Source organism: Fictibacillus sp. NRS-1165 (genome assembly GCF_050468105.1).
Taxonomy (GTDB): Bacteria; Bacillota; Bacilli; order Bacillales; family Fictibacillaceae; genus Fictibacillus_C; species Fictibacillus_C terrinigri.
In genome coordinates this window covers 122,571-144,717 of the sequence record NZ_JBDPNU010000019.1, presented here as the reverse complement: position 1 = coordinate 144,717, position 22,147 = coordinate 122,571, and the positions used below count along the sequence as shown (strand labels likewise).

Sequence of the window (22,147 nt, the reverse complement as noted above, 5' to 3'; positions counted from 1 at the left end):
GCGAGCCGGACATCAAAAAAACAACCCGGTGGGCACCGTTTCTCAGGCGCACACCGGGCAGTCGGTCTTACAGCTCTTACTTGTCCTCTTCGTCTTCATTTTCCACTTCGTATAATTCCTCTTCAGCGGCAACGTCTTCTTCGTCTTCCATGTCTTCATCCAGCTCTTCGTCGCTGTCTGCGAATTCGTCGAAGTCCTCATCCAATTCTTCTTCGTCCTCGTCCCCATCATCTTCATCGCTGCTTGCTTTCGCAAACTCATCGTCAACATCGAGAGCATCGAAGTCTTCTTCAAAATCCTCATCATAGTCATCAAAGTCGTTATCATCTGCGACAGCCTTTTTGCGTTTCGTAGGCTTGTTGGTGTTCCCAAGCTCTTCTTCACTGCTCTCGATCGGATACCAAGCTTTAAGTCCCCATTTATTGTCGCCAAGGGAAACAAAACGGCCATCGATATTCATGTCTGTATAAAAATGAGATAGACGGCGTTCAACAGCAGCATCAGACAATCCTTTCATATCCTTAATTCGCTGTACAAGCTCATAAAAGGGAACAGTCTGTTTTTCCTCTTTTAAAATTTCAAAAGCGATCTCAACCATGGCCATTTCCACGATCTCTTCTTTTGAATAAGATTTGATTAAACTCAAGTTGGCACTTCCTTTCAAATCAATAAATCTATTTATGTCATAGATGCACAAGTTTTGTTCTAGAAGAATTATACTCTTCATTATAAACAAATCTTTCAAGGATATGCTAGATGAATGATATCTTTTTTTTTAAAATCAGAGTGCCTGGCACCATCAGTTCACTCAAAAGATGCCTGGCACCACATCTTTGCACGGGTGCCCGGCACTATCAATTCACCCCAAAAGTGCCCGGCACCCCCTGAATGGACAAATTGCTGCTTAGTATAAAAACTTTGGTTCACTAGCCAAATTCGGCTGGATCGCCATGATTTTATTCAACGAAGCAATTAGTTTTGTTTGAAGCTTTTCATCACTGAGTAAGGTAAAAATAGAAAAAGAGGATATATCCTCTTTTTCTATTTTTCTTTTTTATCCTTTTTCAAGGTTGTTTTTTTACATATTTCTGCGGTACTTACCGCCGACTTCATATAAAGCGGATGTGATTTGTCCGAGACTCGCGACTCTGACGGTTTTCATCAGCTCTTCAAATATATTGCCTCCGTTCAAGGCCGTTTCCTGCAGCTTGCGCAGCGCTTGCGCCGAATGCTCGGCATGTCTGTTCTTGAACTCATTAAGGCTGGCGATCTGCTGTTCCTTCTCTTCCTTCGTTGCACGTGCGAGCTGCATGTTAAATTCTTCATCTTTAGGAGGATTCGGATTCAGGTACGTGTTCACCCCAATGATCGGCAACTCTCCATTATGTTTTTTCATCTCATAATACATGGATTCTTCCTGGATTTTTCCTCGCTGATATTGCGTCTCCATGGAGCCTAAAACGCCGCCTCGTGCATTCAGCCTTTCGAATTCCTGAAGAACCGCTTCCTCCACAAGGTCGGTCAGCTCGTCAATAATAAACGATCCTTGTAGGGAATTTTCATTACGGGCAAGACCCATTTCCTTTGTGATGATCAACTGGATCGCCATCGCACGGCGGACAGATTCCTCTGTCGGAGTCGTAATGGCCTCGTCATAAGAGTTGGTATGGAGCGAATTGCAGTTATCATAGAGCGCCATCAGAGCCTGAAGTGTTGTACGGATGTCGTTAAAGTCGATTTCCTGGGCATGAAGCGAACGGCCGGATGTTTGGACATGATACTTCAGCTTCTGGCTGCGTTCGTTAGCACCGTATTTATTCTTCATCACCGTCGCCCAAATTCTTCGTGCAACCCGGCCGATCACCGCATATTCCGGATCCAGGCCGTTGCTGAAGAAGAACGAAAGGTTCGGCGCAAAATCATCGATATGCATGCCGCGGCTTAAATAATATTCAACATACGTAAAGCCGTTCGCCAGCGTAAAGGCCAGCTGAGTAATCGGGTTAGCACCCGCTTCAGCGATATGGTAGCCGGAGATGGATACGGAATAATAATTACGCACATTGTGATCGATGAAATATTGCTGAATGTCTCCCATCATGCGCAACGCAAATTCAGTTGAGAAAATACACGTATTCTGCCCCTGGTCTTCCTTCAGAATATCTGCCTGAACCGTTCCGCGTACACTCGCGAGCGTCATAGCGGCAATCTCCTTGTATTCCGCTTCATTTGGAAAGCGTTGGTGCTCCTCTTCAAAAATTTGAACCTGCTGATCGATGGCCGTATTCATGAACATCGCAAGAATAATCGGAGCAGGACCATTGATCGTCATGGAGACGGATGTGCTCGGCGCGATCAAATCAAAGCCGTCGTATAGCTTTTTCATATCATCCAGCGTACAGATGCTGACACCGCTTTCCCCCACTTTTCCATAAATGTCCGGGCGGTAATCCGGATCCTCACCATATAAAGTAACGGAGTCAAAAGCTGTACTCAAACGCTTCGCATCATCGTCTTTTGAAAGATAGTGAAAACGCCGGTTGGTTCGTTCCGGCGTTCCTTCTCCGGCAAATTGGCGCTTCGGATCTTCACCCTTTCGTTTAAACGGGAATACCCCTGCTGTGTAAGGGAAGGCTCCAGGGACATTTTCTTTCATGACCCATTTTACAATTTCTCCCCAGTCTTCAAACTTAGGAAGAGAGACTTTCGGAATGTTTAATCCTGAAAGACTTTTTGTTGTGATCTCTGTAACGATTTCTTTGTCCCTGATCTTCGTTACAAATTCTGTGCCGCTGTACTGCTCCCTCAACTTCGGCCAGTTTTCGATTGTTTTTCTCGTATATGGTAGAAGATTCTCCTCTATTAGATCTCTTGCTTCTTCCAGGGTAGAGACGGCCTCTCCGTTCGCATTGATCTCCTGTATCGTTTCTATTGAACCTTTGAGCTGGTAGCTCTTCCTTGCATACTTTACTTGTTCATTCATCGTCTTATAGTAATCTTTCATTGTATAGACGAGATCGTTTAGATACTGGCTGCGCTCACCTGGAATGATCACGTTCTTTTTGGCGACCGTTTCTTCCGCCAGGGGCTTGAGCTCCCAATCGAGTCCACATTTATCATTTAAGGATTGGATCAATGCCCGGAAAAGAATGTTCGTTCCTGCATCGTTGAATTGGCTTGCGATCGTTCCGTATACCGGCATTTCATCAAGCTCTTTTTCAAACCATTGGCGTGAGCGCTGATACTGTTTCTTTACATCACGCAGCGCGTCTTCCGAACCTTTTCGTTCAAACTTGTTGATGGCGATGAGATCGGCGTAATCGATCATATCAATTTTCTCCAGCTGTGAAGGCGCACCGAATTCACTCGTCATCACGTACATGGAAACATCTGAAATATCCACGATTTCCGCGTCTCCTTGCCCAATTCCGCTCGTTTCCACAATGACCAGATCATAACCTGCGGCCTTTACCACAGAGAGTGCATCGCGGGTTGCTGCCGAAATCTCTGAGCGGGAGCCCCTAGTTGCAAGACTTCGCATGTATACACGGGGATTGTAGATGGAGTTCATGCGGATGCGGTCACCGAGCAAGGCGCCGCCCGTTTTTTGCTTCGTCGGATCGATAGAAATGATGGCTACCGTTTTATCTTCAAATTCATTCACGTAACGGCGCACAAGTTCATCGGTCAATGAGCTTTTTCCTGCGCCTCCTGTTCCTGTGATTCCGAGTACAGGTACGTTTTGCTGTGTGCTTTTGACTTGCTGGAGCACGTGTTCAACTGTGGCTGCGGTTTCCTTTGGAGCGAACTGTCCGTTCTCGGCAACCGTGATCAGGCGTGCGACGGCACGGCTTTCTTTTTCATGAAGCTTCTCCAGTTCATCCGTGAGTTCGGTCACTGTCTGAAAATCGCATTCCTGAAGCATGAAGTTGATCATCCCCTGGAGGCCGTTGATCCTGCCGTCCTCGGGAGAGAACAGGCGGGTGACGCCGTAGCTGTGCAGTTCTTTTATTTCCGGCGGAATAATAACGCCTCCGCCTCCGCCAAATACTTTGATATGGCTCGCTCCGCGTTCCTTTAAAAGATCGATCATGTACTTAAAATATTCGACATGGCCGCCTTGATAGGAAGAAATCGCAATACCCTGAACATCTTCCTGAATGGCTGCACTGACGACCTCGTCTACTGAACGGTTATGCCCAAGATGGATGACTTCAGCTCCGCTTGACTGCAAAATTCGCCTCATAATGTTAATGGACGCATCATGTCCGTCAAACAGGCTGGAAGCGGTTACAAAACGAATATGGTTCTTCGGCTGATATACTTCCGGATTACTCATTTTCCCTTCTCCTCTCTAACTTAACTTGTTCTGCCTGTCAGGCTGCGGTTTAGAACTCCGTATAAGAGCAGATTGATCTGCATTTGGGTATACTCTTCCAATGTGTATTCCTTTCTGAGGCTCCAGCGTCGGAAGGTCCACATCTGCCCATGAACCAGGATGTTGTGGGCGAGAAGTTTTACTTCCTCTTCGTTCAATTCCAGTTCCCCTTGTGCCACTGTCCGATGCAGTAGGTCCTCGAAGATCGCTGTCATCTCCAGCTCTTTTTTCAGCACATAAGGCAGTGCTTCGCGTGAAAGTGACTTGGCTTCCTGGTACATGACGAGCACTTCATCCTGCATCTCATCAACCACATTAAAATAGACAGCGATGGCCTTTTTCACATGTTCGATGCTTCCCTCTGCCAGAGAGATCTGTTCATGGAGCTTTTCCTTTACCCCTTCATAGATGCTGTCACAGACGAGGTATAGAATATCTTCCTTCGAGCGGATATACTCATACAGCGTTCCTATGCTGAACCCGGACGCTTTTGCGATTTCCCGGGTGGTTGTACGGTGAAAGCCGTTTTCCTTAAATAGGTTCACTGCTGCCTTAACCATTTCTCCGCGCCTTTTTTCGATCAGCTTTTCATCCTTTACAAGCGAGGGTACTTCCTTTCTTCCCAAAACCATCACTCTTTTCTGTCCTGGTTTCTATACCAATCCTCAAGGACCTTTTCGGCCGCCGAATACGGATCCAGCTTTCCCCGCTGGACATCAGCCAGCCATGGATATCCCTTACTCTCTTCTTCTATTAAGAGGCTGCGCATCAGTTCGTAATGCACAACTTCGATCACTTCCTGTTTGAGGCTGTGTACCCGCCGCTCTTCTCCTTCACCGCTGGCCTCCAAATATCGGCGGTGGGCACTCAGCTGATCCCATACGTCCTCCATCCCCTTATTTTGTACAGATATCGTCTGAACGATCGGCGGACGATAGGGTGCATCATGCTTCACTAGATCAAGCATCGCTTCAATTTCAGATAAAAGCTTAGGCACACCGGGGAGATCGGCTTTGTTAACGACAAACAGGTCGGCAATTTCCATAATTCCAGCTTTGAAAACTTGAACAACATCTCCGCTACCCGGGTTTAATACTACAGCAATGCTGTCGGCAATCTTCATAATGTCAAGCTCAGACTGCCCAACCCCCACTGTTTCGATGAGGATCACGTCAAAGCCATAGGCATCCATCAGCCGAACGGTTTCCTTTGTTGTCCTGGCAAGACCGCCCAGGCTTCCCCTTGTTCCCATGCTCCGGATGAACACATCTGGATCTGTAAAATGTTCACTCATCCTCACCCGGTCACCGAGAATGGCTCCGCCGCTAAACGGACTGGTCGGATCAACCGCCACCACTCCGATCGTCATGCCCCGGCTGCGCAAAAAGGTCATCAGCCGGTTGACCAGGGAGCTCTTGCCTGCACCTGGAGAACCGGTAAGTCCGACAAAATGGGCCTTTTTCCGAAGGCTATGAATGTCTTTTAACAGTTCAAGCTTCTCAGGGTGGTCGTTCTCAACATAGGAAATGGCTCTCGCAAGCGCTCGTTCGTCTTTATTTTTAATGCGTTCGGCCAATGGGTGCATGTTCTCCTCCTTAATCCTTCAGCAGCATTTTGGAGATAACCAATCGCTGGATTTCCTGTGTTCCTTCGTAGATTTGAGTGATTTTCGCATCTCGCATATACCGTTCAACGGGATACTCTTTTGTATACCCGTATCCCCCGAATACTTGCACAGCATCAGTCGTTACTTCCATGGCAATGTCACCTGCAAAAAGTTTGGACATCGCAGATTCTTTTCCATATGGAAGCCCTTGGCTTTCACGCCATGCAGCTTGATAGGTTAAAAGCCTTGCCGCTTCGACCTTCGTTGCCATGTCGGCTAATTTAAATCCAATTCCTTGATTCTGGCCGATGGACTTTCCAAACTGCTTTCTTTCTTTGGCATAGGTAACCGCAGCATCCAGCGCTCCCTGAGCAATACCGACTGCCTGTGCAGCGATTCCGTTCCTTCCGCCGTCAAGCGTCATCATGGCAATCTTGAAGCCTTCTCCTTCTTTGCCGAGCAAGTTTTCTGCAGGAACTCTGCAGTCTTCCATAATGAGCTCCAATGTCGGTGAAGAGCGGATCCCTAGCTTTTTCTCTTTTTTGCCGAAGGAGAAGCCCGGTGTACCTTTTTCAATGATGAATGCAGAAATGCCGCGGTGTCCTGCGGATTGGTTGGTCATCGCAAACACCACATAAATTTCAGCCTCTCCTGCATTGGTGATGAAAATCTTAGACCCGTTGATAATGTAATCGCCGCCGTCTTTTCGCGCTGTTGTTCTCATATTGGAGGCATCAGATCCGGATCCCGGTTCTGTCAGGCCATAGGCTCCCATTTTTTGCCCTTCTGCCATCGGGCGAAGAAACTTTTGTTTTTGCTCTTCACTACCGAATTTAAAGATCGGCCAGCCGGCAAGCGAGGTATGCGCGGACAAAGTTACACCTGTTGATGCACACACGCGGGAAAGCTCCTCCACCGCAATTACATATCCAAGATAGTCTCCTCCGATTCCGCCGTATTCTTCCGGCCAAGGGATACCTGCAAGCCCAAGCTCAGCCATCTTGTCAAAAAGGCTGCGGTCAAACCGTTCTTCTTCATCCCTTTCTGCAGCTGTCGGTTCTACTTCATTTTTTGCAAAGTCACGCACCATTTTGCGGATCATTTCGTGTTCTTCAGATAGTTGAAATTGCATGTTTCTCTTGCCTCCCTGTTTAGTCTTGTATTAAGTGCTTACTCAGCACGACCCGTTGGATCTCACTTGTTCCTTCATAGATCTCACATACTTTGGCATCCCTGAACAGCCGCTCCACCGGATACTCTTTCGTATAGCCGTATCCCCCGTGTACTTGTATAGCATCGATGGCCGTTTTCATCGCTGCCTGTGAAGCGTACAGTTTGGCCATTGAAGCTTCTTTTCCGCACGGCTGGTTCATCGTACGCATATGTGCTGCACGATAGGTTAATAGTTTGGCAGCTTCCACTCTTGTGGCCATATCAGAGAGCATGAACGCCAAGCCTTGCTGGGCGCCGATCGGCTTTCCGAACTGTTTGCGGGTTTTCGCGTATTCCAGAGAATGCTGAAGCCCTGCTTCCGCGATTCCAAGCGATTGTGCAGCAATTCCGATCCGTCCCGCTTCCAGGTTGCTCATTGCAATTTTGAAGCCTTCCCCTTCTGCACCCAGCAGGTTTTCTGCTGGAACCTCGGCCTGGTCAAAGATAATCTCACATGTGTTGGATCCGTTCAGCCCCATCTTTTTTTCTTTTTTTCCGACGGAAAAGCCCGGTGTGCCTTTTTCGACAATAAACGCTGCTATTCCTTTTGGGCCAGCCTCAGGATGGGTCGAAGCAAAAACGATGTATAGATGTGCCGCACCCGCATTGGTGATGAAGATTTTAGACCCGTTCAGGATGTACTTATCACCCTTTTTCACAGCTTTCGTTTTCAGAGCAGCGGCATCGGATCCGGCACCCGGTTCTGTCAGGCCGAAAGCACCAAGATAATCACCGCCGGCCAGTTTAGGGATAAGCCTTTGCTTTTGCTCTTCATTTCCAAAATAGTAGATGGAATTAGCCACTAAGCTTGTATGAACAGAAAGAATGACGCCGACCGTCGCACTCACCTTTGACAATTCATTAATGGCAATAATATAGGAGGTGAAGTCCATGCCTGCACCGCCATATTTTTCCGGGATGGGTATGCCCATTAGTCCGAGCTCGCCCATTTTTTTGACGGCCTCTGCTGGAAACTGATCGGTCTCATCCATTTTATCCACGATAGGCGCAATTTCTTTTTGTGCAAAATCACGCACCATTTTTTGCATCATGAGCTGTTCTTCTGTAAACGTGAGGTTCACGTCTCATCCCCCCTGTTCAAGCGTTCCTCATCAGTTATAGGTGTAGAACCCTTTGCCCGATTTCTTGCCAAGCCAGCCTGCCTTCACATACTTGCGGAGAAGCGGGCAAGGCCGGTATTTATCATCGCCAAAGCCTTCCTGGAGTGTCTCCATAATGTAAAGGCATGTATCGAGGCCGATAAAGTCCGCCAATGTCAGGGGACCCATCGGATGATTCATACCCAGTTTCATAATTTCATCGATCGCTTCCGGCTCCGCTACACCTTCATAGAGGGCAAAAATCGCTTCATTGATCATCGGCATTAAAATCCTGTTGGAAATAAAGCCTGGAAAATCATTCACTTCCACCGGAACCTTGCCCACTTGTTTCGTCACTTCTTCAATGACCTGATAGACCCCATCGCTCGTTTGGAGCCCCCGGATAATTTCAACCAGCTTCATTACCGGCACAGGATTCATGAAATGCATGCCGATGACACGTTCCGGCCGATTCGTGACAGCGGCGATCTCAGTAATGGGAAGGGAAGAGGTGTTACTGGCCAAAATGGCATGTTCCGGCGCCATTTCATCCAGCATCTTAAACACCTGGGTTTTCACGTCCATATTTTCGATGACTGCTTCAATGACCAAATCCGCATCTGCAGCATTTTGAATGTCCGTTGAAGGGTGCAGGCGCTCTAAAACAGCCTTCCTTTCATCTGCTGCCATCTTTCCTTTTTCCACTTGGCGGGCTAGCTGCCGTGAAATAGATTCCATGCCTTTTTGGACAAACTCTTCCTTTAGGTCGTGAAGGTAAACCTTGTAGTTTGCCATCGCACATACTTGAGCAATACCTGAGCCCATTTGCCCGGCTCCAATTACCATGATGGTTTTGACGTTCATTCTTATTCCCCCTTTGATGATTTCACTTCAATCAATACAGCATCGCCCTGGCCGCCGCCTGAACAGATGGATGCGATCCCTAGGCCGCCTCCGCGCCTTTTCAGTTCATGAATCAATGAAACAATGATTCTCGCTCCGCTTGCTCCGATCGGATGCCCTAAGGCTACCGCTCCGCCGTTCACGTTTACTTTTTCCAGATCAAGGTTCGCAAGCTCTGCACTGGCCAACGCTACTGCTGCAAAAGCTTCGTTAATCTCAAATAAGTCGATTTCTTCAAGGGTTCTTCCTGTTTTCTTCAGCAATTCATTGATGACTAAGCCCGGTGTTTTTGGAAAATCCTTCGCTTGAAGGGCAATTGCCGCAGCTCCGAGGATAGTGGCCATCACTTCTTTTCCTTCTTTATGTGCCCGCTCTTCAGACATGAGGACCAGCGCTGCAGCACCGTCGTTTACTCCAGGTGCATTTCCTGCTGTAATGGTTCCTGTTGAGGAGAAAACAGGGGCCAGTTTAGCCAGACGTTCAGAAGTTGTATCTTTTCTTGGTGCTTCATCCGCTGTTACAGAAATCGGCTCTCCTTTGCGCTGAGGCACCTTTATCGCTACGATTTCTTCAGCAAACGTGCCATCATCAGTGGCGGAAACCGCTCTTTGATGGCTCCTTAATGCCCACTCATCCTGTTTCTCACGTGAAATTTCAAGCTCCTGCGCCACTTCATTGCCGTATGTTCCCATATGAACGCCTGTAAAGGAGCAAGTGAGTCCGTCATGTGTCATCAAGTCCTTCACCTGCCCGTCTCCCATACGATAGCCCCAGCGAGCTTTTGGAAGAATATAAGGTGTATTGCTCATCGACTCCATCCCGCCGGCTACAATCACTTCTTCATCACCGGCACGGATGATCTGATCAGCTAAGGTTACGCTCCTCATTCCGGAAGCACAGACTTTGTTGATGGTTTCTGTTTTCACTTCCCATGGCAAGCCTGCCTTCTGGGCAGCCTGACGGGAAGGAATCTGACCCTGTCCGCCCTGCAGCACACAGCCCATGATCAGTTCATCTACCTGGCCCGCATTGACATCCGCTCTTTGCAGCGCTTCTTTAATCGCTGCTGCACCAAGATCAGATGCAGATAAAGTGCTTAAAGCTCCGCCAAACTTACCGATTGGTGTACGTACACCGCTGACAATGACTGTTTTACCCATGAAAAATCACTCCTTTTATTAAAAAGCTGAATCCGGATTGATTAAAACGCTTACAAGATGTCCCGAGCGAACGCTCGGTCAACAAAGATTCATGGGTTAACCTGCTGCCAATCGACAGCAGGTTAACCTCTTATTGCACCAATTCTTTTTCTTTTGATGAGCCAAACAAGGAACGTTCAAGAATTTCAACGACATCCAATGTTTGAACCTGATCTTCTGCTTCTTTGGCTTTCGTTCCATCGCTCAGCATGGTTAAGCAGTATGGGCAGCCGCTTCCGATCATCGTCGGATTAACCGCCAGTGCCTGCTCAGTCCTTGCGACGTTAACACGCTGTCCTGCCTTTTCTTCCATCCACATCATACCGCCGCCTGCACCGCAGCACATGCCGTTTTGCCGATTTCGGTCCATCTCAACAAGCTTTACTCCAGGGATGGACTTCAATATCTCACGAGGCGGCTCATACACTTCGTTATAGCGCCCGAGATAGCAGGAATCATGATAAGTGATGACTTCATCCACTTCAAACTTCGGTGTGATGCGGCCTTCGTGAATCCACTCTGCCAAAAGCTCGGTATGGTGATAAACCTCACCTTCATAACCAAACTCCGGATACTCATTTTTAAAGGTGTTATAGGCATGCGGATCAATCGTGATGATCTTCTTCACATTATGTTTTTCAAATAACGCGATGTTGCTGTTGCAGATTTCCTGGAACAAGAACTCGTTTCCGATTCGGCGAGGCGTATCCCCGGAGTTCTTTTCCTTGTTTCCAAGGATGGCAAACTTGACGCCGGCCTCATTCATGATCTTTGCAAAAGCAAGCGCGATTTTCTGGCTTCGGTTGTCGTAGGCCCCCATGGAGCTGACCCAGAACAAGTATTCAAACTCTTCACCGGCCTTCTCCATCTCTTTTACGGTAGGAATCGAAACATCTTCCCGAAGCTCGCGCCAGTTTTCTCTTTCTTTTTTGGAAATGCCCCATGGGTTTCCTTGCTTTTCAATATTTTGGATGGCACGTTTGGCATCGGCCTCCATCTTTCCTTCCGTCAGAACAAGATAGCGGCGCATGTCGATGATTTTATCCACGTGCTCATTCATCACCGGGCATTGATCCTCACAGTTTCGGCAAGTAGTACATGCCCAGATCTCTTCTTCGGTCATGACCTCGCCGATCAGTTCAATATTATATTCAAACTTGAACGCAGAGCTTCCGTCTGTTGCAGCAGCCATCTCTTTAGCGCCCTGTCCTTTTGCTGCGGCTTCAAAAGCAATCTGGTTGCCTTTTGTATTCGCGAAAGCAAAAGATGGCATCCATGGTGTGCGTGAAGTAACCGCTGCTCCTTTTTCAGTGAGATGATCCCTTACTTTAATTATCATATCCATCGGCGAGAGCATTTTGCCTGTACCGGTTGCCGGACACACATTTGTACAGCGGCCGCATTCTACACATGCATACAAGTCGACAAGCTGCTTCTGGTTAAAGTCTTCTACCTTGCCCACTCCGAATACTTCCTGAGTTTCATCTTCGAAGTTAATGGATGAAAGTTTCCCAACTTTATCCTTCCTCCCAAGCCATACATTGAGCGGGCCCGCGATTAGGTGAGCATGCTTGGACTGAGGCACATAGACAAGGAACGTGAGAAGGAACAGTAGATGAATCCACCAGGAGATAAAGAATATGGTGACGGCCGCAGCCTCTGGCAGCCCGCCAAGGATATAGGCGAGGCTTGAAGCAATCGGCGCCGTCCATTCGAGCTCCAGATCATGCCAAAGGATTTCCATGGCGTTGCCGAGAAGGACGGAAATCATTAATCCTCCGATGAACAGTAACACGAGACCTGCTTTAAATCCCCGTTTAAGGCGTACTAGCTTTTCGACATATCTGCGGTAAAATGCCCAAACGACCGCTGCTAGGATGAGGAAAGTTACGATTTCCTGAAAAAAGGTAAATCCGGGATAAAGAGGACCAAGCGGAAGGTGCGACCCAGGGGCTAGCCCTTTCCAAATAAAATCAATCGCACCAAATTGGACAAGGAGGAACCCATAGAAAAATAACACATGGATGATTCCGCTCTTTTTATCTTTCAAAAGCTTCTTCTGACCGAATACATTGACAAGCACAGCTTGGATCCGTTCCTGCACGGTATGGTCAAATTCGACTTTTTTACCCATTTTGATGAATTCGTAACGAGTTTTCACCACATATGCAAACAAATAGATGGCGTAAGCGGTTACAAGAATAAAGGCAATCCAGTTCAAGATCTGTAAACCGTTCATCAATTATGCTCCCTTCATCATTGTCTGTTGCCCTCCCTTTTCCTGTCTATAACAAGAATGATTATTCAAAAAGGGTGGAATTTTCTGAAACCATTATAACATAAATAATAGAAATGAATGAGCATTCAGTCAATATTATTTTAAAAATTTTTTTGGGGTGCCTGACACCGTATTTGGGGATACTATTTACACTGATTTCGATTTCTATCAGAAAGGAAGTACCGCGATGGCCATCTTATACTTGTTTTTAACTCTTCTGCTTGCTGCCGCTATGATTGCGGTGCTGATCTGGCTCGATTTTCGGTTGGGCAAAAAAAATGTGGTGAAGAAGGAATTAGACGAACCTGCCATCTATACAGGAGAAGCGTCTCTTATTACAACAGGGACTGAGTTTTTCGATACGTTATTTGAAGAAATAGAACAAGCAACCCATCATCTACATATTCAATTTTATATTTTCAATGAAGACTGCATCGGCAAGGAGATGACGTCACTTCTCAAAAGAAAGGCGAGAGAGGGTGTAAAGGTAAGGCTTCTCGTTGACTATTTGGGCAGTTTTTTTCTTAAAAAGAAGGCCATACATGAAATGAAGCTGGCAGGCGTTCAATTTGCCTACAGCTTCAAGCCCGGGTTTCCTTATTTTTTTTATAAGCTGAACCGGCGAAACCATCGGAAGATCACGATCATCGATGGCAAAAAAGGATTCACTGGGGGATTCAATGTCGGAGATGAGTACTTAGGAAGAGATCCGAAGCTTGGCGACTGGCGCGATTATCATCTGCAGCTGCATGGCCCTGTTGTTCACGCCTTTCAGGAGCAGTTCCTCCTTGATTGGGAAGCGGCCAGCGCGGAAAAACTGAGCGGTGATTCTTACTTTCCGGCGCTTGATGAGGGGACACAGACATTTACCTCCCTTTTTTCAACCAGACAGATCTACTTGTTCTTCTTGCAGCAGATTGAACAGGCCGAAACGAAAATTTTCATCGGATCACCCTATTTCATACCCGACGCCAAGCTGCAAAACGCTCTCCTAGATGCACTGAAACGAGGGGTAGAGGTCACTCTGCTTGTCCCGATGAAATCAGACCATCCTCTTGTAAAGGAAGCCTCCTATCCATTTATACGGGAACTGTTAAAATCGGGTGGGCACGTATATCAGTACTATGAAGGCTTTTTTCATGCCAAAGTTTTTATGGTCGATGAAAACATCTGTGATATTGGAACCGCCAATTTTGATCTGAGAAGCTTGTTTACCAACTCAGAGGTCAACTGCGTTTTCACTGATCAGAAACTGATTCGGTCAGCATTGAAGACCATTGAGGATGACTTGGCCCGTTCAGTGATTATGGATGTGTCTGCTCTGGATAAGCCTTCCCTGTGGACTAAAATAAAAATGCAGACAGCGAAGTCCTTTGCACCTTTTTTATAAGTTTTGTTTAAATAACGCTTATAAGGTGAAAGAAACAATAGAATGACTAGACTTCAAGGGGGGGTTCTGGAATGCTTGTATCTTTCGGTTATGTATCCACCGCGCTTTCCCTTTTCGATTCATCTCCTTCCAAAACGATGACGTTTGCCACTTGGTCGAAGCTTGAAAAAAGGAACGGGAACAGCGGTTGATTTTCATTACGAAAACGAATTTAAAGAATACAGTTCGAATCATCCACTATAATATCGCATCCCAATTTCCTTTATATCGGATGTCTTCTTCCATCGTTCCGCTGGCGACCCATCCCGACGTGAATTGGGATTATTTAAAGCATACGGCCGATGAGTTCCGTGCGGTTGGAGACCTCGTGAAAGACCATGGCCTTCGTGTGAGCCTGCATCCCAACCAAGTTCACCCTCTTTACAAGCGCCAAGGAGCATATCACTCGTAATGCAGTGAAAGACATGGAGTATCATTACAATTTGCTTAATGCCATGGGCCTGGAAAAAGAAGCCCGAATCAACATCCACGTCGGCGGCACCTATGGAGACAAAGAAGCCTCTATTGCACGTTTCTATGAAAATATAAAAAGGCTGCCTCCTCTCATCAAACAAGCCATGACGTTAAAGAATGATGATAAAACGTATACGACGGAAGAAACGCTGGAAATTTGTGAAGCAGAAGGAATTCCTATGATGTTCGATTTCCACCATCACATGTCAAATCCAAGTTCCATCCCGCTGGAAGACCTGCTTCCCCGTTTTATTGCCACTTGGAAAGGAACCGGACGCCCCCCCAAAGTCCATCTTTCTTCCCCGAAAACAGAAAAGGCCTATCGGAGCCATCATGACTTCGTAAGCCTGGATTATGTGATGCCTTTTTTTAAAATGATCAAACCATTTACGGATGAGCTGGATGTCATGATCGAGGCAAAACAAAAAGATCTTGCGCTCATTCGATTGATCAGTGAACTTGCAAAGGTTAGGGGGATCAAACAGATGACGGGAGGCACTTTGGTCATCTGATGGATTTGGCCCACTTTGTCAGGGTTTGGTTAAAGAAGTGGTGCTTTTTCACCGGAATCTGATGAAATACACCCGGTACAATAACGGTTTTTGTTTGAGGGACGAGTCTTTGATAGATCTTTTGATAAGGCAGGAAATGAAAGCACCGTGAGCCATAGAACAATAACAAAGGTACTTTGATCTGCGGCAGAGCTTTCGTGCAGCTTTGGTCAAAACATTCCTCATAAAAGCGGCGCCAGAACTTCGGGCTCCCTTTTTTGCATTCCTCTGCGATTTCATGCCTGTCAGTTGCAGTCACTTGATGTGACCAGGCTAAGCTATTGATCAGAAGCAGTGGATGATGTTTTGCGAAATGGATCCCCAGCCGGAATTCTTGTTCCACAAACCAGGAAGCCACCTCTGGAAAACCACCGCTGATCACAAGGGCGTGCACCCGCTCCGGATAACGCAGAACAAAATCCTGTGCAATCGTACCGCCTGCAGAGTACCCGCAGACAATAGCCTTTTCAACTCCCAGCTCATCAAGCAAAGCGAGCAGGTCGTCACTCAACGTTTGGATGGAGAAAGAGGGATTGGTGCAAGGCGTGTTTCCATGCCCCCGTATATCGTATGTAATCACTCTGAAACACCGGCTTAGCTCCGTATGCTGATAGTTGAAAATACGGGAAGTAAGTACGGGAGGGTGGATCAAAACAAGCGGAAAACCGGATCCTGACTCCCTGTAAAATGTATTGACGTCCTTTCTTTCCATGGTGCCATCCCCTTTCTAATCATGGCTTTATAAAAAATGAAAATAACCAGGTGTACATCTTGTAACCAAGATAGATCCCTACGATTCCGGCAATGCCGGACAAAGCAGGCGGAGCCGGAATGGGGAGCTTAAATAGAGCAAATACAAGGCCTACGGCTGCTCCTGTGATCAGTGCTAAAACAACAAGCTTCATTATGCATTCCTCCTCCGTTTATGGTTTCCTGGAACACGGTGTTTATCCATAGAAATGCGCAAGCGCACTGATCAGGGGCGACAAGCGCCGGACATAAAAAAAGGCCTGCTGTGTCAGTAACAGCAGGCCTTACTCTATTTACATCCGCTCCGGTGCGGAGACACCGACAACCTTCAATGCATTTTCAATCGTAATTTGCGTGGCTTTCATCAACGCGTAGCGCGCCGCAGATTTTTCTTTGTTTTCAGCATCGAGTACTCGCTCTGCATTGTAGAAGCTGTGCAGGGCAGATGCAAGTTCAAAGACATAGTTGGTGATCCGGTGCGTCAGCATCTTGTCTGCCGCCTCGTCAATGGCAGCCGGGAATTCGCCCAGCTTTTTGAGCAGTTCAAATTCTTTTTCTGATGAGATGTGAGAAAGATCGAGCTCTCCACTGTACGATAAGCCCATCTCTGCGCCCTGGCGCAGCATGCTGCATACGCGGGCATGCGCGTACTGTACATAGAAGACCGGATTCTCGTTTGATTTTGAAACCGCTAAGTCCATATCAAAATCCAGATGAGTATCAGAGCTTCTCATCGCGAAGAAATAACGAGTCGCATCGATGCCAACCTCTTCCATCAGATCCCTCAAGGTTACCGCTTTACCTGTACGTTTGCTCATCTTTACTTTTTCCCCGTTTTGGAACAGGGAAACAAGCTGGATAATCAATACATCGAGCTGTTCACGGTTATAGCCGAGCGCCTCGATGGCCGCCTTCATCCGAGGGATATACCCGTGGTGGTCCGCTCCCCAAATGTTGATCAGCTTCTCAAAACCGCGGTCAAGCTTATCCTGGTGATAGGAGATGTCCGGTGTAAGATACGTGTAGGATCCGTCATTCTTAATCAACACGCGGTCCTTATCGTCACCAAAGTCTGTGGTTCTGAACCAGGTTGCCCCCTCTTCCTCATATACAACCCCCGCGTCTTTCAGCTTTTTGAGGGCTTTGTCGATCTTTCCGGATTCATACAGGGACGTTTCAGAGTACCATACATCAAAACCAACCCTGAATTCAGCCAGATCGCGTTTGATCTTCTCAAGTTCCTTCTCGAGCCCGTATTGGCGGAAGAAGTTGAAACGCTCCTTTTCATCAGCTGCAGCCCATTTGTCACCATACGCTTCAGCGAGGTCTTTTCCGAATTCGATAATATCTTTACCGAAATATCCGTCCTCCGGCATTTCTTTTTCTTGCCCAAGAGCCTGAAAATATCGAGCCTCGATGGAATAAGCAAGGTTATTAATCTGATTTCCTGCATCATTTATATAATATTCACGGGAGACATCATAACCTGCACGGTCAAGAATGTTGCAAAGTGAATCCCCGACAGCGGCTCCGCGCGCATGCCCAAGGTGAAGGGTTCCTGTCGGATTCGCCGAAACAAACTCTACCTGCACCTTCTTCCCACCGCCGAATTCTGTTCTGCCGTAGTTCTCCCCTGCTTGAAGGATTGCTGGAACCAAGTCGGTCAGGTAGGCATTATCCATATAAAAGTTAATGAATCCTGGTCCTGCAATCTCAAGCTTACTGATGGAAGCTTTACTTTTATCGAAATGATTCAATATCTCCTCAGCGATCGCTTTTGGTGCTTTTTTGGCAATGCGAGCCAGCTGCATCGCCATGTTAGTCGCGTAGTCTCCATGAGACTTATCCTTTGGGATTTCAAGAACAACCTCTGGAAGCTGTTCTCTTTCTGCCAATCCTGCCTTAATGACTGCTTCTTCTATTTCTTGCTTTAAATGGAGCTTTACCTGATCTACAACGTTCATGCCTTCGCCTCCTGAAAATTGATCTTTATTGTATAGTTGCCTGTGTCTTCACCCTGCAGCACAAGTCCGTACTTTAAGAGCAAGTCGCCCTCTTTGCTCTGCTGGTTCCAGCGGAAATTCATCTGATGTGTGGTGGTTTCCATCCATAGCTGGCCATAAGGAGTATCGTACATTCCCTGCGTCGTCTGGCCGATCAAAAACCTCTGACGCATTGCCACACTGCCGCTCCTTAAGATGACAATCCCTTCATGGTTCATTTTAACTACATTGTTGACTGAACCGGCGCCCTCTATAACTTCCGTATACTTAAGATATGTGCTATCTCCCTTACGGTACAGGGTTCCTGTTGCTTCGCCTTTATGTACATCCTTTTCCTTCGCATGCTGTATGACGGTTTCCATTATTAAATTGACCGAAATCACAGCTTCTTGTCCACCCATTGTCGGATCCGTCCTTTTTATCGTTTCTATAAAAATACAGAAGCATTGATCTGTTTCTGTACCTCGATCTCATGTGTTTATTGTATATAACTCAACTATTATAAAGGATTCTTCCCTATTTCTTCAACCTTACCCTAAAACAAAGAAAAACGCACTTCTCCTTCTCGAAGTGCGTCAACGGATTGGAAGGCTTATTTTTACAGCCGTTCCTTTCCCGGGATGACTCTCTATGATGATCTCGCCATTATGCTCCTGGATAATTTTATAGCTGGTCATCAATCCCAGCCCGGTTCCCTTCTCTTTTGTAGAATAGAATGGTTCACCCAGTTTCTTAAGGCTTTCAGGCGGAATTCCGCATCCCTGGTCTTGAATAATAATTTCAATGTTTCTGCCTTGGCGCTTACTGTCGATATGTATGATGCCGCCATCCGGCATCGCTTCAATCGCATTTTTTACTAAATTAATGAACACCTGCTTCAATTCATTCTCCACACAATCAATCAATGGGAGATTCTCGCCCAGGTCACATACGATATGGACATTGTGGACAAGAGCCTGGCGGTCCAGCAGATCGACAACATAATGGATGAGCTCTTTAATGTCCTTTTTTTCCACCTTTTTGGATTGAGGCTTCGCAAGGATGAGCAACTCCGTAATGATCTGCTCAATCCTGTTCAGCTCATCCAGCATAATGCCATAATATTTTTCACAGTCCACAATTCCTTTGGACTGGAAGAGCTGGATAAACCCCTTTAGTGCGGTCAGGGGGTTCCGTATTTCATGAGCAACCGATGCAGCAAGCTGGCCGACAATGGATAGTTTATCAGACTTGCGAAGCAGTTCTTCCGCCTCCAGACGTTCGGAAATATCCCGCGTGACGGCAATGATCTCAATCACCGTACCGGTCGTCTCATCTTTAATTCCTCGGCACGTGGCTTCAACCCAGCGGTATTCTCCGTTTACGCTCTTCAGCCTGAATTGGAAGTTGCTGATCTCGCCCCCTCTTAACAGCTGTTCATGCACCTGTAGCGAAGCTCTCATATCGCTTGGATGAAATAAAGAAAAGGCTTTTTTGGACAGCAATTCCTGCGGGGTATATCCGAGCAGCTGTTCGCACGCAGGTGAGACGTATAGCATTTCCCCCTCCACGTTATGAGTAGAAATCATGTCGGTAGAGTTTTCAGCAAGCAGTCTGTATCTCGATTCGCTTTCCTGCAGTTTTTCATGGGAAGATACCTGATCCGTAATCTCCCGTCCAAAAACAAGCAAGTTTTTTCGACTGCCTTCATCATCAAAGACAGGAATTTTGTATACATCAAAAATTCTGTCGCCCGAAGGAGCCGGAATTTTTTCAACACAACGCTGAAGTTTGCCTCCTTGCCAAACACCTTCATCGGTTTCTATACAATAATCGAACACCGGTTTAAAATATGGAATTAATCGGCCAAGCTCAGCATCTGTTTTTCCGACAAATTCCGTATGAGGATAGCCAAACATTTCACCAGAAAATTTGTTGGCGTACACAAATTTCCCATCTCCGTCCTTAATCCCGATAAAGTCTGGCACAATATTTGTTAAGGCAACCAGCAGGTCTTCCTGAAAAGCATCTGTAGCTTCTGTTTTTACAGGTTTGAGAATGCACACTTTATATTTTTCATCTGTTCCTAAATCATCTATATTCACATCTACAAGCATCGGGTCATGCGTATCGCCAGACAGTATGGTTTGCTGTTCATTTCGTTTTTTATTCAAGTCTGGAAGGAGGCCTGATATGGAAAGGCCCTTCAGCTCTGGTAAAGTGCAGCCTGTCATTTTTACAGCTTCTGAATTCATCTCGTGTATACAAAAATCATGTGTAAGAAGGATGACCGCATCCGACAGCTGATGCATAAAGGGCATCGGAGACCTTGTAAGCTCGTTTCCCATTTCCGTCGCTCCTTTCCGCTTTCATCTATTCACCTTTTTAACTATATCAAAATAGACACAATATTGTTACTTTTTTTCGACAAAAAAAGACTAAAACCAACAATTGGCTCAGTCTTTTTTCATTCATTATTATTTGTTCACCCAGCCTAAAAGAATTTCTCTCAGGAATTTACCCGCAGCGATCGGCGTTTGTTCAGAAGGATCATAGATTGGGGCTACTTCAACCAAGTCAGCACCAATGATGTTGATGTCAGACTCAGAGATTAAATGGATAGCCTCCAGCAATTCTTTGGATGTAATCCCTCCTGCCTCAGCCGTACCCGTCCCAGGTGCATGGGCAGGATCAAGCACATCAATGTCGATCGTTACGTAAACATTGCGGCCAGCAAGCGTCGGTAATACCTTTTTCAAAGGCTCCGCCACATCGAACTTATGCATATGCATACCGGACTCTCTGGCGAATTGAAACTCTTCTCTCATTCCTGATCGAATACCGAAAGAGTAAACATTCTCCGCACCAATCAGTCCGCACGCTTTTCGTATAGGAGTAGAGTGGGAAAGAGGCTCTCCCTCATACTGCTCCCTCAGATCCGCGTGGGCATCAATATGGATGATGGCAAAATCATTGTATTTATTCTTTAACGCCTTAAAGATCGGCCATGAAACGAGGTGCTCTCCGCCCATGCCCAGTGGAAATTTCCCGGCATCCAGCAATGTTGTCACATATTCTTCGATAAGATCAAGGCTGCGCTGCGGATTTCCGAAAGGAAGCGGGATATCACCCGCATCAAAGTAATTGACTTCTTCAAGATGCTTATCCGCATAAGGGCTGTATTCCTCAAGCCCTAAAGAGGCTTCACGGATTCTTGCAGGGCCGAAACGAGAACCCGGACGGAAGGATACCGTCCAGTCCATCGGCATTCCGTATAGAACCGCATCGGCTGTTTCATAATCCTGCTTGCTTAAAATAAAAACATTTCCAGAATAGGCTTCGTCAAATCGCATGACTGTGGTCGCCCCTTTCTCTTTCTGTGTGGCTTCAGCTGCCGGCTTTACATGCGCAATGCCTCGTTTATTAATATCTGTGAAGTTTTCTTTTACTTAATCAGATCTCCTACAAACTTCGGAAGTGCAAAAGCTGCTTTCTGGAGATCTTTTGTCCAGTATTTGGTCTCGATGTCATGAAAACGCTCTTCGTTGACTTCGAGCGGGTCGTATTGTTTGGAACCAATCGTGAACGTCCAAAGTCCGCTTGGGTATGTCGGGATATTGGCGGTATAAAGACGCGTGATCGGGAAGATTTCGCTAACGTCTTTGAACACTTTTGAAATGAGTTCCGGTGTGAACCAAGGGTTGTCCGTTTGGGCGACAAAGATTCCGTCTTCTTTCAAAGCCCTTGAAATCCCTTCGTAAAAGCCTTTTTCGAACAATTTCGCAGCAGGTCCTACCGGTTCAGTAGAGTCGACCATGATGACATCATACTTGTTCTCGCTAGTTGCGATGTGCATGAAGCCATCGTCCACTTTTACTTCTACCCGCGGGTTATCCAGATCACCAGCAATTTCAGGGAGGTATTGCTTGGAATACTCGATCACTTTTCCATCGATTTCAACCAGTGTTGCCTTCTCTACGGAAGGGTGCTTCAAGACTTCACGGATCACACCGCCATCGCCGCCGCCAACAACCAGAACTTGAGTTGGTTTCGGATGAGTAAACAAAGGTACGTGTGCGACCATCTCATGATAAACAAACTCGTCCTTTTGCGTGGTCATCACCATGCCGTCAAGAATAAGCATGTTTCCGAACTCCTCTGTTTCCACCATATCCAGCTTTTGGAATTCTGTTTGCTCCGTCACATATGTACGTTTAATTTTTGCAGTGATCCCAAAGTTTTTCGTCTGTTTTTCCGTGAACCATAGTTCCACGTTCATCACTCC

Annotated in this window: 17 protein-coding genes and 1 pseudogene; 2 read left to right on the top strand and 16 right to left on the bottom strand. The window is 46.6% G+C overall.

From position 1 onward, the window contains the following. Positions 1-76 precede the first annotated feature (76 nt). The 9 genes from rpoE to ABHN01_RS07705 form a co-directional block, all read right to left on the bottom strand. Positions 77-646, bottom strand: coding sequence for a DNA-directed RNA polymerase subunit delta (gene rpoE, locus ABHN01_RS07745; protein ID WP_429875054.1), 570 nt, complete (start codon positions 644-646; stop codon positions 77-79). Positions 647-1,078: 432 nt separating this feature from the next. Beyond that, positions 1,079-4,339 carry a fused isobutyryl-CoA mutase/GTPase IcmF gene (gene icmF / locus ABHN01_RS07740; RefSeq protein WP_429875053.1) on the bottom strand — a complete coding sequence of 1,087 codons (3,261 nt, stop codon included), beginning with the start codon at positions 4,337-4,339 and terminating at the stop codon, positions 1,079-1,081. 20 nt (positions 4,340-4,359) lie between these two features. After that, on the bottom strand, positions 4,360-5,004 hold the full coding sequence (locus ABHN01_RS07735) for a TetR/AcrR family transcriptional regulator (protein WP_429875052.1): 645 nt from the start codon (positions 5,002-5,004) through the stop codon (positions 4,360-4,362). Between the two features lie 5 nt (positions 5,005-5,009). After that, positions 5,010-5,963, bottom strand: coding sequence for a methylmalonyl Co-A mutase-associated GTPase MeaB (gene meaB, locus ABHN01_RS07730; protein WP_429875051.1), 954 nt, complete (start codon positions 5,961-5,963; stop codon positions 5,010-5,012). A gap of 10 nt (positions 5,964-5,973) precedes the next feature. Beyond that, the gene (locus ABHN01_RS07725; protein WP_429875050.1) at positions 5,974-7,116 is read right to left on the bottom strand and encodes an acyl-CoA dehydrogenase; all 1,143 of its coding nucleotides are present in this window, start codon (positions 7,114-7,116) and stop codon (positions 5,974-5,976) included. Between the two features lie 19 nt (positions 7,117-7,135). Next, on the bottom strand, positions 7,136-8,278 hold the full coding sequence (locus tag ABHN01_RS07720; protein ID WP_429875049.1) for an acyl-CoA dehydrogenase: 1,143 nt from the start codon (positions 8,276-8,278) through the stop codon (positions 7,136-7,138). A gap of 30 nt (positions 8,279-8,308) precedes the next feature. After that, the gene (locus tag ABHN01_RS07715) at positions 8,309-9,160 is read right to left on the bottom strand and encodes a 3-hydroxybutyryl-CoA dehydrogenase (protein WP_429875048.1); all 852 of its coding nucleotides are present in this window, start codon (positions 9,158-9,160) and stop codon (positions 8,309-8,311) included. 2 nt (positions 9,161-9,162) lie between these two features. Beyond that, entirely contained in the window at positions 9,163-10,359 is a 1,197-nt protein-coding gene (locus ABHN01_RS07710; RefSeq protein WP_429875047.1) for an acetyl-CoA C-acetyltransferase, read from the bottom strand. Between the two features lie 130 nt (positions 10,360-10,489). Next, positions 10,490-12,637: a heterodisulfide reductase-related iron-sulfur binding cluster gene (locus ABHN01_RS07705; protein WP_429875046.1), complete on the bottom strand. Its 2,148-nt coding sequence runs from the start codon at positions 12,635-12,637 to the stop codon at positions 10,490-10,492. Positions 12,638-12,863: 226 nt separating this feature from the next. Here ABHN01_RS07705 and cls point away from each other — a divergent pair, with 226 nt between their 5' ends. Next, positions 12,864-14,066: a cardiolipin synthase gene (gene cls / locus ABHN01_RS07700; RefSeq protein WP_429875045.1), complete on the top strand. Its 1,203-nt coding sequence runs from the start codon at positions 12,864-12,866 to the stop codon at positions 14,064-14,066. Between the two features lie 71 nt (positions 14,067-14,137). Continuing rightward, a pseudogene (uvsE, locus tag ABHN01_RS07695) lies at positions 14,138-15,091 on the top strand (UV DNA damage repair endonuclease UvsE). On the opposite strand, the gene ABHN01_RS07690 reads toward uvsE, so the two are convergent. From ABHN01_RS07690 to speE, 7 genes are all read right to left on the bottom strand, one after another. Further along, on the bottom strand, positions 15,084-15,842 hold the full coding sequence (locus ABHN01_RS07690; RefSeq protein WP_429875044.1) for an alpha/beta fold hydrolase: 759 nt from the start codon (positions 15,840-15,842) through the stop codon (positions 15,084-15,086). The pseudogene uvsE and the gene ABHN01_RS07690 overlap by 8 nt on opposite strands. 19 nt (positions 15,843-15,861) lie before the next feature. Further along, the gene (locus tag ABHN01_RS07685; protein WP_290397713.1) at positions 15,862-16,035 is read right to left on the bottom strand and encodes a XapX domain-containing protein; all 174 of its coding nucleotides are present in this window, start codon (positions 16,033-16,035) and stop codon (positions 15,862-15,864) included. Between the two features lie 138 nt (positions 16,036-16,173). After that, the gene (argS, locus tag ABHN01_RS07680; RefSeq protein ID WP_290397712.1) at positions 16,174-17,844 is read right to left on the bottom strand and encodes an arginine--tRNA ligase; all 1,671 of its coding nucleotides are present in this window, start codon (positions 17,842-17,844) and stop codon (positions 16,174-16,176) included. Then, positions 17,841-18,284 carry a DUF1934 domain-containing protein gene (locus ABHN01_RS07675; RefSeq protein WP_429875043.1) on the bottom strand — a complete coding sequence of 148 codons (444 nt, stop codon included), beginning with the start codon at positions 18,282-18,284 and terminating at the stop codon, positions 17,841-17,843. The genes argS and ABHN01_RS07675 overlap by 4 nt, the downstream gene beginning before the upstream one ends. A 174-nt stretch (positions 18,285-18,458) precedes the next feature. Beyond that, on the bottom strand, positions 18,459-20,210 hold the full coding sequence (locus tag ABHN01_RS07670; protein WP_429875042.1) for a PAS domain-containing sensor histidine kinase: 1,752 nt from the start codon (positions 20,208-20,210) through the stop codon (positions 18,459-18,461). Positions 20,211-20,339: 129 nt separating this feature from the next. Next, complete coding sequence (gene speB, locus ABHN01_RS07665; RefSeq protein ID WP_429875041.1) at positions 20,340-21,215, bottom strand: agmatinase; 876 nt, start codon at positions 21,213-21,215, stop codon at positions 20,340-20,342. Between the two features lie 92 nt (positions 21,216-21,307). Further along, positions 21,308-22,135 carry a polyamine aminopropyltransferase gene (gene speE / locus ABHN01_RS07660; RefSeq protein WP_429875040.1) on the bottom strand — a complete coding sequence of 276 codons (828 nt, stop codon included), beginning with the start codon at positions 22,133-22,135 and terminating at the stop codon, positions 21,308-21,310. Positions 22,136-22,147: the final 12 nt, after the last annotated feature.

Bases quoted from the DNA above. Each gene is read 5' to 3' on its own strand.
- ABHN01_RS07690 (WP_429875044.1), bottom strand. From the start codon at position 15,842: ATGGAAAGAAAGGACGTCAATACATTTTACAGGGAGTCAGGATCCGGT.
- ABHN01_RS07685 (WP_290397713.1), bottom strand. From the start codon at position 16,035: ATGAAGCTTGTTGTTTTAGCACTGATCACAGGAGCAGCCGTAGGCCTT.
- argS (WP_290397712.1), bottom strand. From the start codon at position 17,844: ATGAACGTTGTAGATCAGGTAAAGCTCCATTTAAAGCAAGAAATAGAA.
- ABHN01_RS07675 (WP_429875043.1), bottom strand. From the start codon at position 18,284: ATGGGTGGACAAGAAGCTGTGATTTCGGTCAATTTAATAATGGAAACC.
- ABHN01_RS07705 (WP_429875046.1), bottom strand. From the start codon at position 12,637: ATGAACGGTTTACAGATCTTGAACTGGATTGCCTTTATTCTTGTAACC.
- ABHN01_RS07725 (WP_429875050.1), bottom strand. From the start codon at position 7,116: ATGCAATTTCAACTATCTGAAGAACACGAAATGATCCGCAAAATGGTG.
- ABHN01_RS07715 (WP_429875048.1), bottom strand. From the start codon at position 9,160: ATGAACGTCAAAACCATCATGGTAATTGGAGCCGGGCAAATGGGCTCA.
- ABHN01_RS07670 (WP_429875042.1), bottom strand. From the start codon at position 20,210: ATGGGAAACGAGCTTACAAGGTCTCCGATGCCCTTTATGCATCAGCTG.
- cls (WP_429875045.1), top strand. From the start codon at position 12,864: ATGGCCATCTTATACTTGTTTTTAACTCTTCTGCTTGCTGCCGCTATG.
- icmF (WP_429875053.1), bottom strand. From the start codon at position 4,339: ATGAGTAATCCGGAAGTATATCAGCCGAAGAACCATATTCGTTTTGTA.
- speB (WP_429875041.1), bottom strand. From the start codon at position 21,215: ATGCGATTTGACGAAGCCTATTCTGGAAATGTTTTTATTTTAAGCAAG.
- ABHN01_RS07710 (WP_429875047.1), bottom strand. From the start codon at position 10,359: ATGGGTAAAACAGTCATTGTCAGCGGTGTACGTACACCAATCGGTAAG.
- meaB (WP_429875051.1), bottom strand. From the start codon at position 5,963: ATGCACCCATTGGCCGAACGCATTAAAAATAAAGACGAACGAGCGCTT.